Here is a 13237-nt window from a genome sequence, read left to right on the forward strand (position 1 = left end):
CTCCTTCGCAACCGCAAGCGGAGTACTTGTTCGATCCTCCCACGGGGGAGTGACAGTTGGGATGGGGCGGGGGTGGGGCGGGGCTGGTGGGGGAGGCGAGGCGAGGGGAGGTGAAGGCGGAAGGGGGCGAGGGGCGAGGGGCTGCGGTTCGGGTGCGGGCGCGTCGTGGCCGTTCGCGCAGTTCCCCGCGCCCCTGGGCCGGCATGCTCGCCCCGGCCGCCGGGGAACCGCGGCGACGAGCACCCCCTCCCGCCCCCGGCACAGCTCGCGGCGGCGGGCCGCAGCGGGCCGTGGCGGTTCGTTGTCAGTGGCGCGTGGCAGGATCGGGGGCGTGGCAGAGACAGCATCGAAGCAGAACGAGAAGACGGCCGACGGCGCCCGCCCCCGGTTGATGCTCATGGACGGGCACTCGCTGGCGTACCGCGCGTTCTTCGCGCTGCCGGTGGAGAATTTCACGACGGCGGTGGGGCAGCCGACGAACGCGATCTACGGCTTCGCCTCGATGCTGGCGAACACTTTGCGCGACGAGGCGCCCACGCACTTCGCGGTGGCGTTCGACGTCTCCCGCAAGACCTGGCGCTCCGAGGAGTTCACGGAGTACAAGGCCAACCGCTCCAAGACACCGGACGAGTTCAAGGGCCAGGTCGAGCTGATCGGCGAGCTCCTCGACGCGATGCACGTCTCGCGGTTCGCGGTCGACGGCTTCGAGGCGGACGACATCATCGCCACCCTCGCGACCCAGGCCGAGGCCGACGGCTTCGACGTCCTGATCGTCACCGGCGACCGCGACTCCTTCCAGCTGGTCACGGAGCACACGACCGTCCTGTACCCCACCAAGGGCGTCTCCGAGCTGACCCGGTTCACCCCGGAGAAGGTCGTCGAGAAGTACGGCCTCACCCCCGCCCAGTACCCCGACTTCGCGGCCCTGCGCGGCGACCCGTCCGACAACCTCCCCGGCATCCCGGGCGTCGGCGAGAAGACCGCCGCGAAGTGGATCAACCAGTTCGGCTCGTTCGCGGAGCTGGTCGAGCACGTCGAGGAGGTCAAGGGCAAGGCCGGCCAGAACCTCCGCGACCACCTGGACGCCGTCAAGCTGAACCGCCGCCTGACGGAGATGGTGCGGACGGTCGAGCTGGACAAGACCGTCCCCGACCTGGAGCGCGCCCCCTACGACCGCACGGCCGTCGCCCTCGTCCTGGACACCCTGGAGATCCGCAACCCCTCCCTGCGCGAGCGCCTCCTCGCCGTCGACCCGGGCGGCGAGGAGACCGAGGCCACCCCGGTCGCCTCGGCCGGCGTCGAACTGGACGCCTCGGTGCTGACGACGGGCGAACTGGCCCCCTGGCTCGCCGGACACGAGTCGGGCACGCTGGGCGTCGCGACGGTCGACAGCTGGACCCTCGGCGCGGGGAACGTCGCCGAGGTCGCCCTCGCCGCCGCCGACGGCCCGGCCGCCTGGTTCGACCCCGCCCAGCTCGACGAGACGGACGAGCGCGCCTGGTCGGCCTGGCTGGCGGACGCCGCCCGCCCCAAGGTCTTCCACAACGCCAAGGGCGCGATGCGGGTCTTCGCCGAGCACGGCTGGTCCATCGCCGGCGTCGCCATGGACACCGCCCTCGCCGCGTACCTCGTCAAGCCGGGCCGCCGCTCCTTCGACCTCGACGCGCTCTCCCTGGAGTACCTGGGCCGCGAGCTGGAGCCGGCCGCCGCGGCCGACGGGCAGCTCGCGTTCGGCGCGGACGACGGCGCGGAGGCCGAGGCGCTCATGGTGCAGGCCCGCGCGATCCTCGACCTCGGGGTGGCGTTCGGCGAGCGTCTCCAGGAGGTCGGCGCGGCCGATCTGCTGCGGGACATGGAGCTGCCGACGTCCGTGATCCTGGCCCGCATGGAGCGGTACGGCATCGCCGCCGACCGGGCCCATCTGGAGGCCATGGAGCAGATGTTCGCCGGGGCCGTCCAGCAGGCGGTCAAGGAGGCGCACGCGGCGGCGGGGCACGAGTTCAACGTCGGCTCGCCCAAGCAGCTCCAGGTCGTCCTCTTCGACGAGCTGAACCTCCCCAAGACGAAGAAGACGAAGACGGGTTACACGACCGACGCGGACGCGCTGGCGTGGCTCGCCACCCAGACGGACAACGAACTGCCGGTCGTCATGCTCCGCCACCGCGAGCAGGCCAAGCTGCGCGTCACCGTCGAGGGGCTGATCAAGACGGTCGCGGCGGACGGCCGTATCCACACGACGTTCAACCAGACCGTCGCCGCGACCGGGCGGCTGTCCTCCGTCGACCCCAACCTCCAGAACATCCCGGTGCGGACGGAGGAGGGGCGGGCGATCCGGCGCGGGTTCGTCGTCGGCGAGGGGTTCGAGTCCCTCATGACCGCGGACTACAGCCAGATCGAGCTGCGGGTCATGGCCCACCTCTCCGAGGACCAGGGCCTGATCGAGGCGTTCACCTCCGGCGAGGACCTCCACAACACCGTCGCCGCCCAGGTCTTCGCCGTCGACAAGGACGCCGTCGACGCGGAGATGCGCCGCAAGATCAAGGCCATGTCGTACGGCCTCGCCTACGGGCTGTCCGCGTTCGGGCTCTCCCAGCAGCTCAACATCGACGCCGGTGAGGCGCGGGCCCTGATGGACACGTACTTCGAGCGGTTCGGCGGGGTCCGTGACTACCTCCACCGTGTGGTGGACGAGGCGCGGGCCACGGGGTACACGGAGACGCTCTTCGGCCGTCGCCGCTACCTCCCCGACCTCAACAGCGACAACCGCCAGCGCCGCGAGATGGCCGAACGCATGGCCCTCAACGCGCCCATCCAGGGCACCGCCGCGGACATCGTCAAGATCGCGATGCTCAAGGTCGCGGCGGCGATGGAGGAGTCCGCCCTGACCTCCCGCCTCCTCCTCCAGGTCCACGACGAAATCGTCCTGGAGATCGCGCCCGGCGAGGCGTCGCGCGTCGAGGAGCTGGTCCGCCGGGAGATGGCCGACGCGGTGCACCTGAGGGCTCCGCTGGACGTCTCGGTGGGCTCCGGCCAGAACTGGGAGTCGGCGGCCCACTGATCGTGTCGACGGGTGCCCTCCCTCGCAACGGGGGGGCACCCATGCTCGCGCCGGTCTGCGGGCGCGGGCCCGTCGAGGCCGGTCGCTCGCGCACGTCGGATGCGGTTGCGTGGGAGTGGCCGGGTCGCGTCGAGCGCGGGCGGTGCTCGTCGGCGACGGTGACAGGTGTCCTGGGCGGCTGCGGACAGTCCGCGCCGTGGGAAAGGGCGGGCCTGCGGGCGGTTCGCGGAGTGGGTGGACCGCCCTACGAGCGACTGCGAGCAGCCCGCGTCCGCCTTCGTACCCGCCTCCTACGGAAGACTTACGCTCACCTCCCGCACAACGTAAACCCCCGCTGCCGCTGCCGCTGCCGCTGCCGCTGCCGCTGCCGCTGCCGCTGCCGCTGCCCCTCCCGCCCTGGCCCGCCCGTCCCCTGGGCCGTCCTCTGGCCCCCGCTCACTTCCCCGGGCTGCCCTTTTCTCCTCCGCTCACTTCTCTCCGCCGCCACGGCGCCCCGCCACGACGGCGTGTTCCGGCGGTGCCGAACCCTCCGGGGCCACCGGCCGGATCACCCGCACGGCGATGCCGAACACCACCACCCCCACGACCAACCCCGCGCCCGCCCCGAAGCACACCGTCGGGATGATCTCCCAGGGTTTCGCCCGCTCGCCCCAGTACGCCCACCAGCGGCTCACCCGGAGCGCCGCGCCGACTCCCGCGCACCCGGCGAGCAAGGCCCCCGCCGCCCACCGGTCGCGCCGCGACAGCACAGGCATCCCGGGCACGGCTCCGGACGGCGCCCGCCGGAGCGCGTACCGCACGAAGGCCGCGATGGCGACGGCGGCGATCAGGGAACCCCCGTACTGGAGGTACCAGTAGAGGGGGGACCCGGCGAACTCCTCGCCCAGGACGGGCAGCAGCCGCATCCCCCACCGGTCGAGATGGGTGAACGCGTCCCAGACGACGTGGGTGAGGGAGCCCAGCGCGGCGGAGACGTACCAGCGCAGGGCGAGGGCGGACGTCACGCGCGCGTGCGGGACGCCGCAGCGGGTGAGCGCGGCGACCCGGGACCGCCACGCGGCCGGCAACAGCGCCACCAGCGGCTCCCGCACGAGCAGCCAGACCCCCACCAGCACCCACGCGAGCAGCACGTCGACCGTGAAGACCCCGGCGAAGGAGTGCGTCACGTCACCGAACTCCATCGCCCCGGAGACGGCGCTCGCCGCGTAGTACGTGAGGTCCGGGGCGAAGGACCCGGCCACCAGAACGGCGGGAATCAGCCGACCCCGTCCCGTCCCGTCACCCCGCACCCCCGGCAGTACGGCAGCCGCATGGCTCAGGGTGAACGGCACAACGGCTCCTCGGGCGATGTCAGGGCGGTGTCAGGGCACTGTCGGTGCGGTGAAAGATCACGAAGACACCGAAAGGACGTCCACGAGACGAGATCCGGTTCCCACTCTCCGGCACATGAGCAACTGGTGAAAACAGACTCCTACGGGTGCCGGTGCCAAGCGAGTTGACGTAGGGTCGCCCTACCCGTCGGTACGCCCGATGGCCACGGGCCGAGCGGTGACAGTGGGACGGAATTCGCCTTGAGGGGCAACCTGTGGGACGGCTCGTTCGTCACACAGGGGGACACACAGGCAGACGCAGAGACGGGCGCTCGGGCGCCCACGGGAGGGGCTTCTTCATGTCGGCGCAATTCGGCAGGAGGCTGCGCAAGAGCGCGGTCAACACCACCGTGGCCGCCGTCGCGGTCGCCGCTCTGGCCGCGTCCCAGGCCCCCGAGGTCGTCGCGGGCACGTCCCAGGACAGACCGTCCACGGACACCCCCGCCGCCGCGACCGACGAGGGCTCGACGGCCTCCGGCGCCACCGGCAACTCGCCGTACTACACGGACCTGCCGCCCCTCAACAGCCCCAACCCGGCGCCCACCTCGGGCACGGCCCTGATACCCGGCACCGGCACGGCCGGTACCACCGCCTCCGAGTCGGGCATCCCGGCGACCGTCCTGGACGCCTACAAGCGGGCCGCCTCCACGCTCGCCGTCGACAAGCCGGGCTGCAACCTCCCCTGGGAGCTCCTCGCCGCGATCGGCAAGGTCGAGTCGGGCCACGCGAGCGGCGGGAACGTCGCGGCGGACGGCACCACGATCACCCCGATCCTCGGCCCGCCCCTCAACGGCGTCGGCTTCGCCCACATCAGCGACACCGACGGCGGCGCGTACGACGGCGACAGCACGTACGACCGCGCCGTCGGCCCCATGCAGTTCATCCCGTCGACCTGGGCCTGGGCCGGCCGCGACGGCAACGGCGACGGCAAGAAGGACCCGAACAACGTCTACGACGCCGCCCTCGCCGCCGCGCACTACCTGTGCCGCAACAGCTGGGACATGAGCACGTCCTCGGGGCTGCGCAGCGCGATCCTCAGCTACAACAACTCGACGGCGTACTACAACACCGTCACGTCCTGGCTGGAGTACTACCGCCGGGGCACCCACGAGGTCCCGGACGGCACCGGCACCCTCCCCGGCAACCGCAGCGACAACGGCGGCACGACGACGACCGTCCCGCCGCGGACGAGCACGCCGCCGAAGACCCCGACGCCGCCCGCGACCCCGCCGAAGACGCCCCCGAAGCCGCCGACGACCCCGCCGTCGACCGAGACCCCGACGGACACGGTGCGCCGCCTGGAGGACGCCGGCACCGGCACGCTGACCGCGACGGCCGGCACCGCCTTCGCGGAGAAGATCGCCACCCGCGCGGAGACCGCCGACGGCAAGGCCGTCGCCAAGGTCCGCGTCCGCTTCCTGATCGTCGGCGACACCGACGCGACGTTCACGGGCGGCGAGAAGTTCGCGGCGGTCACGACCGACGCGAAGGGCGTCGCCATGGCCCCCGCGCTCCAGGCGGGCGAGGACACCGGCACGTTCACGGTCCGCGCGATCCTCATCGGCCGCGCGGTCGACCCGGTCGACTACCAGGCCACGGTCACCGCCCGCTCCGCCGACCTCCTCTCGAACCTCCTCGGCACCCTCCTGTCCACCACGGCGGGCGGCGAGTTCGCCGACCAGGTCCAGGTGAAGGCGACGTACAAGGGCGCCGTCGCGGGCAAGGTCGCCGCGACCGCCACGCTGGTCGCCGCCGCCGGGGACACGACGGCGAACGACAAGGGCCCGTACTTCAAGGACGCCGACGGCAAGACCGTCCGTACCCTGACCGGCCTGGTGACGGACGCGAACGGCGTCCTGAAGCTGCCGAAGCTGTACGCGGACGACACCGCCGGCACGTTCCTGCTGAAGATCACGACGACGGGCGGCGCGACCCTCACGGTCGAGCTGACCGTCACGGCGGTCCCGACCACCACCCCGGACCCGGAGCCCAGCGAACCGGCCGCCGCGAGCCCCTCGCCCAGCGGGTCCGCCGAGGCGAGCGCGTCCACCGGATCGGCCGGAGCCTCGCCCTCCGCCTCCTAGGCCCGCACAGGCCCGTACAGCGCCCGCGGCGCCCCTTCCCAGGTTCTTCGGGGAGGGGCGCCGCGGCTGTTCTCATCTCGGCCGCCCGTTGCTACGGTGCCGACACCTGACAGACCGTCAGGTACGGGAGGTCCGTATGCGCGCCCTGATCGCCGCCGCGGCCGGTCTGGCCGTCGCGCTCGCCCTCGTCCTGACGATCGGCGCCATCGGCACGCCCACCGGGAAGACCTCGCCGAAACCGCTGCTGACGACCGTGCCCGCGCACCCGTGAGGAGGTCGCGATGCGCCGCAGAGCCGCTCTGATCCTGCTCGCCCTCGCCGTGTTCTTCGCCTCCCTCGCCCCCCTGCTGCGCTGGTACGCCTTCCCGCGCCTGGCGAAGATCCCGGCGAACACCTACCAGGCGACCGTCCTGGAGGCGAAGAACGCCACCCTCCTCGACTACGGCACCATGACCGCGCGCACGGTCCCCAAGGTCACGATCGTCCAGACGCTCAAGGGCAACGTCGAGGAGTCCGAACGCGTCGAGAAGACCGCCGGCCGGGACGTCGTCGTCTGGGACGGCCTCTCGTACGTCGTCGGCCCCGACGGCAAGATGGTCTCCAAGGTCCCCGAGCGCTACATCTTCGACGCCCACTCCCAGGAACCCGTCCACGCCCCCGGCGAGATGGTCGACGGCGACCCGGTCACCCGCAAGGGCATCGAGTTCAAGTGGCCCTTCCTCACCGAGAAACGGGACTACGAGTACTTCGACGCCCAGACCCGTACGACGTCCCCGATCCACTACGAGGGCACCCGGAACTTCCGCGGCCTGACGGTCTACTACTTCGAGCAGACGATCCCCTGGACGCAGGTCCCCATGCCGAAGACGATGCCGATCGCCGGGATCACCCCCGAGACGGTCGCCGCCACCGGCACCACCCGCTGGTACACCACCGTCCGCAAGTTCTGGGTCGAACCGCTCACCGGGGCACCCGTCAACGGCGAGGAGGTCCACAAGGAGGAACTGCGCGGCGGCACGCTCCTCGGGGGGCGCGACAAGGTCACCGCGTTCGCCGGGGACGTCAAGATGCGCGAGGACTACATCGAGCACACCGTCGACCTCGTCAAGGGCAACCGCACGCTGATCCTCCTCATGACGTCGTACCTCCCGTGGGGCTTCCTCGTTCTGGGCGCCCTACTGCTCGCCCTCGCCCTGCTCCTGGAGGCCCGGGGACGCCGTCCGGTCACCCCGCGCGCGGAGCCGCTGCCGGAACCGGTCGGTGTCTGAGCCGGTCGGTGTCTGAACCGGTCAGCGTCCGAGCCGCGCGTTCGTGTGCCGGGTGGGCTCGGCCGTCGCCGGGTCCTCGGGCCATGGGTGCTTCGGGTAGCGCCCCCGCAGCTCCGCCCGCACGCCCCGGTAGCCGTCCTTCCAGAACGACGCCAGATCCGCCGTCACCGCCGCCGGCCTCCCTGCGGGCGACAGCAGATGCACCACCACCGGCACCCCCGCCACCCGGGGCGACTCCTGGAGCCCGAACATCTCCTGCAACTTCACCGCCAGCACGGGCCGTTCGGGGTCGGAGTAGTCGACCTGGACCCGGGACCCGCTCGGCACGGTGATCCGCTCCGGCGCCAGCGCGTCCAGCTTTCCCGCCTCCCCGGAGGCCCACGGCAGCAGCCGCCCCAGCGCGGCACCGGCGTCGATCCGCGCGAGATCCGCCCGCCGCCGGGCCCGTGACAGTTCCGGCTCCAACCACTCGTCCACGCGTGCGTGGAGCGCCGAATCGGTCACATCCGGCCACGGCTCCCCGACACGCGCCCGCAGGAACGCCAGCCGCCGCCGCAGCCCCGCCGCCCCCTCCGACCACCGCAACAACCCGAACCCGTCCTGCCGCAGCCCGTCCAGAAGAGCCGCCCGCACGACACCGGCGTCCGCGTTCCTGAGGGGCCGCACCGCGATCTCGACCGCCCCCAGCCGCTCCACCCGGCGCGCGACGACGTCCCCGTCCGCCCACCGCACCTCCTCCCGCTCCTCCAGCAACGCCCCGGCGGCCCGCCGCGCGACGTCCTCGTCGACCACCACCGCCGACTGCACGCGCGCGTGCCCCTTCCCGACGGGACGGTCGGCCACCGCGACCGCCAGCCAGGGCGAGGAGAGCAGGGCGGACCCGGCACGGAGTTCCGCGCGCGTGCCGTTGAGCATCAGGTACGAACCGCCGTCGAGTCTCGCCAGCCGCTCGGGGAAGGCGAGAGCGGCGACGAGACCCAGGGCGCGATCGTCACCGGCCGCGGTGCGCGGCGCCCCGGAGACGGCCCCGCGCAGCCGACGCACCTCCGAGCGCCACCGCGCGCTGTAGGCGTCGCCCCCGCGCCGGGCGGTCCGCAGGGCGGCGGCGAGATCGTCGCCGTACTCCCGGGGCGGCTCCTCGCTGAGCAGGGCCACCGCCTCGGCCGCCCGGTCGGCGCCGACCTCGGCCGTGCCGTCGAGGAGGGCCCGGCCCAGCCGGGGGTGCAGGCCCGTCCGGGCCAGCCGGACGCCGCGCTCCGTGGCGCGGCCGGCCGAGTCCACCGCGCCGATCGCCGTCAGCAGTTCGCGGGCCGCGGTCAGCGCGCCGTGCGGCGGGGGGTCGAGGAGAGCCAGCGAGGACGCCTCGGGATCGCCCCAGCAGGCCGCCTGGAGGGCGAACGCGGCGAGGTCGGCCACCTTGATCTCGGGCGCCGGGAAACGCGGCAGACGGCCGTCCTCGGCCTCGGCCCAGCACCGGTAGACCGTGCCCGGCGCCTCACGCCCCGCCCGCCCGGCCCGCTGCCGTCCCGCCGCCTGCGAGGCCCGCACCGTCGCGAGCGCGCTCAGCCCGCGCGCGTGGTCGACGCGCGGCTCCCGCGCCAGCCCCGAGTCCACCACCACCCGCACCCCCGGAACCGTCAGCGACGACTCCGCGACCGCCGTCGCCAGCACGACCCTGCGCCGCGTCCCGGGGGAGAGCACCGCGTCCTGGACGGCGGCCGGCGCGCGCCCGTGCACCTGGAGGACATCGACGTCCCCTCCCAACTGTCCGGCGACGCGCGCGATCTCGCCCACCCCGGGCAGAAAACACAGCACGTCCCCGGACCGCTCGGCGAGCGCGCGCCGGACCACCGACGCGACGTGCGTGAGGAGCGCCGGATCGACCCACGTCCCGTGCGGCGGCCGTACCGCCCGCGCGGGCGGCGCCCACACGGTCTCCACCGGGTACGACACACCCTCGGCCGTCACCACGGGCGCCCCGCCCAGCAGCTCCGCCCACCCCTGCGCGTCGGTCGTCGCCGACGCCGCGACCAGCCTCAACTCCGGCCGCAGCGCCTCCCGTACGTCCCACAGGAACGCGGCGGCCGTGTCCGCGTCCAGATGCCGTTCGTGGCACTCGTCCAGGACGACGACGTCCACCCCGGACAACTCCTGGTCCCGCTGGAGCCGTTGCAGCAGCACACCGGTCGTGATGACCTCCACGCGCGCGTGCCGCCCGACGACCCGCTCCCCGCGCACGGTGTACCCGACGCTGTCCCCGACCTCCTCGCCGAGCAGCCACGCCATCCGCCGCGCCGCCGCCCGCGCGGCGATCCGCCGGGGCTCGGCGACGACGACCCGCCGCGCCGGACCCTCCCCGAGCAGCCCGGCCAGCGCGAGCGGCACCAGCGTCGTCTTGCCCGTCCCGGGAGGCGCCACCAGAACAGCCGTCCCGTGCCCCTCCAGCGCGTCGGCGAGCGCGGGAAGGGCACCACGGACGGGGAGCGCGTCGAGGGCGTCGTAACGGATCACGCGACCCAGTGTCGTACGACGGCGGAACGCGCCCTCACGCGCGCGTGCCTTTGATTCCGGTCAGTCGCGTTCGCAGACGAAGATCGCCGTACCGGGGATCAGGTTGCCGCGCAGCGGGGACCAGCCGCCCCAGTCCGAAGTGTTCCAGGCCGGCCACTCCGGTTCGGCGAGGTCGACCAGGCGGAAGCCGGCCGTCACGATGTCGCGGACCCGGTCGCCGACCGTGCGGTGGTGCTCGACGTAGACCGCGCCGCCGTCGTCGCCCTGCTCGACGTACGGCGTGCGGTCGAAGTACGACGCGGAGACGGTGAGGCCCTCGGGACCGGGTTCGTCCGGGAAGGCCCAGCGGATCGGGTGCGTTACCGAGAACACGAAACGGCCGCCCGGACGCAGCACCCGGCGCACCTCGCGCAGCACCTGCACCGGATCGGCGACGAACGGCAGGGCGCCGTACGCGGAGCAGGCGAGGTCGAACGAGCCGTCCGCGAAGGGCAGTACGCCCGCGTCGGCGCAGACCAGGGGGATGCCGCCGCCGATCCGCAGGGAGTGCTGGAGCTGGCGGTGGGAGATGTCGAGGGCGACCGGGTGCGCGCCCTGCGCGGCGAGCCAGCGCGAGCACTGGGCGGCGCCCGCGCCGATCTCCAGGACCGCGCGGCCCTTCAGCTCCTCGGCGGGGCCCAGGAGTTCGGCCTCCACCTCGTCGAGACCCTCGGGGCCCCACACGAAGCGGTCGTCGCCGAGGAACGTGCCGTGCTCGATCTGGTACTCGTCCGCGTTGCGGTCCCACCAGCCCCGGTTGGCGCGGGCGCTCTCCGTGACCCCGGCTGCACGCCGGGTGGCCTCCGAGTCGGGTTCGGAGTCGTGGTCCGGGACGGACACGGTTGGCTCTTGGATGATCGGCTCCCTCGTCGTACTCTTCCGTCACCCATTTCCGAGTGGCGTCCGCATCCGGCACGGCCGCGCCGTCACGGAAGGGCTCTCGCGGGGCTGCGTGGCCTCCAGAGGCGGTTCGTGTGCCGGGTATGCGGCGATCCGCCCCGGGTGTGCGCCTTCGCGCATTGACCCCGTCCGGCTGCCCCCGTATGCTACAAGTTGCGCTGCGGGCCTGCGCACCTCAGACGTAGCAGGCTGCGCTCGCATCTGTCGTATGTCCCCTCGGTTTTCGAGGCGTCACCGGAGTTCTCCGGTGTGCCGCCTCCTTGGCTGTCCGGCTTCTTCAGAGCGATACGGGCTCCCGGCGTAGCAGTACCTACGACTTTCTGTCCGTAACCGGAGCCCTTTCCCACATGACGAGCAGCACCGAGACCACCGCCACCACCCCGCAGGTTGCGGTCAACGACATCGGTAACGAGGAAGCCTTCCTCGCCGCGATCGACGAGACGATCAAGTACTTCAACGACGGCGACATCGTCGACGGCGTCATCGTGAAGGTCGACCGGGACGAGGTCCTGCTCGACATCGGTTACAAGACCGAAGGCGTCATCCCGAGCCGCGAGCTCTCCATCAAGCACGACGTCGACCCGAACGAGGTCGTCGCCGTCGGTGACGAGATCGAGGCCCTGGTTCTCCAGAAGGAGGACAAGGAAGGCCGTCTGATCCTGTCCAAGAAGCGCGCGCAGTACGAGCGCGCCTGGGGCACGATCGAGAAGATCAAGGAAGAAGACGGCATCGTCACCGGTACCGTCATCGAGGTCGTCAAGGGTGGTCTCATCCTCGACATCGGCCTCCGCGGCTTCCTCCCGGCCTCCCTCGTCGAGATGCGTCGTGTCCGCGACCTCCAGCCCTACGTGGGCAAGGAGCTCGAGGCCAAGATCATCGAGCTGGACAAGAACCGCAACAACGTGGTCCTGTCCCGCCGTGCCTGGCTGGAGCAGACCCAGTCCGAGGTCCGCCAGACGTTCCTCACGACCCTCCAGAAGGGTCAGGTCCGCTCCGGTGTGGTCTCCTCGATCGTCAACTTCGGTGCCTTCGTGGACCTGGGTGGCGTCGACGGTCTGGTCCACGTCTCCGAGCTGTCCTGGAAGCACATCGACCACCCCTCCGAGGTCGTCGAGGTCGGCCAGGAGGTCACGGTCGAGGTCCTCGACGTCGACATGGACCGCGAGCGCGTCTCCCTGTCGCTGAAGGCGACCCAGGAAGACCCGTGGCAGCAGTTCGCCCGGACCCACCAGATCGGTCAGGTCGTCCCGGGTAAGGTCACGAAGCTCGTTCCGTTCGGTGCGTTCGTCCGCGTCGACGAGGGCATCGAGGGTCTGGTCCACATCTCCGAGCTGGCCGAGCGCCACGTGGAGATCCCGGAGCAGGTCGTCCAGGTCAACGACGAGATCTTCGTCAAGGTCATCGACATCGACCTGGAGCGTCGCCGGATCTCGCTCAGCCTCAAGCAGGCCAACGAGTCCTTCGGCGCCGACCCGGCCTCGGTCGAGTTCGACCCGACCCTGTACGGCATGGCCGCGTCCTACGACGACCAGGGCAACTACATCTACCCCGAGGGCTTCGACCCCGAGACCAACGACTGGCTCGAGGGCTTCGAGTCGCAGCGTGAGGTCTGGGAGAACCAGTACGCCGAGGCGCAGACGCGCTTCGAGCAGCACCAGGCTCAGGTCATCAAGTCCCGCGAGGCCGACGCCGCTGCCGCCGCCGAGGGCGGCGACGCCGCCGGTGCGGCTCCGGCCGCCGGTGGTGGCGGTGGCTCGTACTCCTCCGAGGGTGCGGACACGTCCGGCGCGCTCGCCTCGGACGAGGCGCTCGCCGCGCTCCGCGAGAAGCTGGCGGGCGGCCAGAGCTGATCGCTCACCGCACGACCGGCGCTCACTGAGCGGTAGTTGTTGACTGAGGGGCCGTACCTTTCGAGGTGCGGTCTCTCAGTCTTTTCGCGTATCCGGCCGATTACGGGAATGCCGGTGCCCGCCTGGTCGTTGTGCTGTACGAACACGAGGAGGAGCG

The 13237-nt window shown here is 72.1% G+C and carries 8 protein-coding genes; 5 read left to right on the forward strand and 3 right to left on the reverse strand.

What is annotated here, in order from left to right:
- Positions 1–331: 331 nt before the first annotated feature.
- A complete protein-coding gene (polA, locus tag ABZX85_RS30155; RefSeq protein WP_355875220.1) occupies positions 332–3058 on the forward strand; it encodes a DNA polymerase I in 2727 nt (908 codons plus the stop codon).
- A 467-nt stretch (positions 3059–3525) separates the two neighbouring features.
- On the opposite strand, the gene ABZX85_RS30160 is transcribed toward polA, so the two are convergent.
- Positions 3526–4389: a DUF4184 family protein gene (locus ABZX85_RS30160; RefSeq protein ID WP_355875223.1), complete on the reverse strand. Its 864-nt coding sequence runs from the start codon at positions 4387–4389 to the stop codon at positions 3526–3528.
- 338 nt (positions 4390–4727) lie between these two features.
- On the opposite strand from ABZX85_RS30160, the gene ABZX85_RS30165 reads away from it, so the two are divergent.
- The 3 genes from ABZX85_RS30165 to ABZX85_RS30175 all read left to right on the forward strand — a co-directional run bounded on the left by ABZX85_RS30165 (position 4728) and on the right by ABZX85_RS30175 (position 7780).
- Entirely contained in the window at positions 4728–6512 is a 1785-nt protein-coding gene (locus tag ABZX85_RS30165; RefSeq protein WP_355875225.1) for a lytic transglycosylase domain-containing protein, read from the forward strand.
- A gap of 136 nt (positions 6513–6648) precedes the next feature.
- On the forward strand, positions 6649–6783 hold the full coding sequence (locus ABZX85_RS30170; protein ID WP_355875228.1) for an SPW_0924 family protein: 135 nt from the start codon (positions 6649–6651) through the stop codon (positions 6781–6783).
- A 10-nt stretch (positions 6784–6793) separates the two neighbouring features.
- Complete coding sequence (locus tag ABZX85_RS30175) at positions 6794–7780, forward strand: DUF3068 domain-containing protein (RefSeq protein WP_355875230.1); 987 nt, start codon at positions 6794–6796, stop codon at positions 7778–7780.
- A gap of 21 nt (positions 7781–7801) precedes the next feature.
- Here ABZX85_RS30175 and hrpB read toward each other — a convergent pair whose 3' ends face one another.
- Both hrpB and ABZX85_RS30185 read right to left on the reverse strand, forming a co-directional pair.
- The gene (gene hrpB, locus ABZX85_RS30180; protein ID WP_355875233.1) at positions 7802–10291 is read right to left on the reverse strand and encodes an ATP-dependent helicase HrpB; all 2490 of its coding nucleotides are present in this window, start codon (positions 10289–10291) and stop codon (positions 7802–7804) included.
- 60 nt (positions 10292–10351) lie between these two features.
- On the reverse strand, positions 10352–11188 hold the full coding sequence (locus tag ABZX85_RS30185; protein ID WP_355875331.1) for a class I SAM-dependent methyltransferase: 837 nt from the start codon (positions 11186–11188) through the stop codon (positions 10352–10354).
- Between the two features lie 389 nt (positions 11189–11577).
- Between ABZX85_RS30185 and rpsA the strand changes: the two genes are divergently transcribed.
- Positions 11578–13080, forward strand: coding sequence for a 30S ribosomal protein S1 (gene rpsA / locus ABZX85_RS30190; RefSeq protein ID WP_164426841.1), 1503 nt, complete (start codon positions 11578–11580; stop codon positions 13078–13080).
- The last annotated feature ends 157 nt before the right edge of the window (positions 13081–13237 follow it).

Source organism: Streptomyces sp. NPDC004539 (genome assembly GCF_040610055.1).
Taxonomy (GTDB): Bacteria; Actinomycetota; Actinomycetes; order Streptomycetales; family Streptomycetaceae; genus Streptomyces.

Coding starts and splice junctions, on each gene's coding strand:
- ABZX85_RS30165 (WP_355875225.1), top strand. CDS start 4,728: ATGTCGGCGCAATTCGGCAGGAGGCTGCGCAAGAGCGCGGTCAACACC.
- rpsA (WP_164426841.1), top strand. CDS start 11,578: ATGACGAGCAGCACCGAGACCACCGCCACCACCCCGCAGGTTGCGGTC.
- ABZX85_RS30170 (WP_355875228.1), top strand. CDS start 6,649: ATGCGCGCCCTGATCGCCGCCGCGGCCGGTCTGGCCGTCGCGCTCGCC.
- ABZX85_RS30175 (WP_355875230.1), top strand. CDS start 6,794: ATGCGCCGCAGAGCCGCTCTGATCCTGCTCGCCCTCGCCGTGTTCTTC.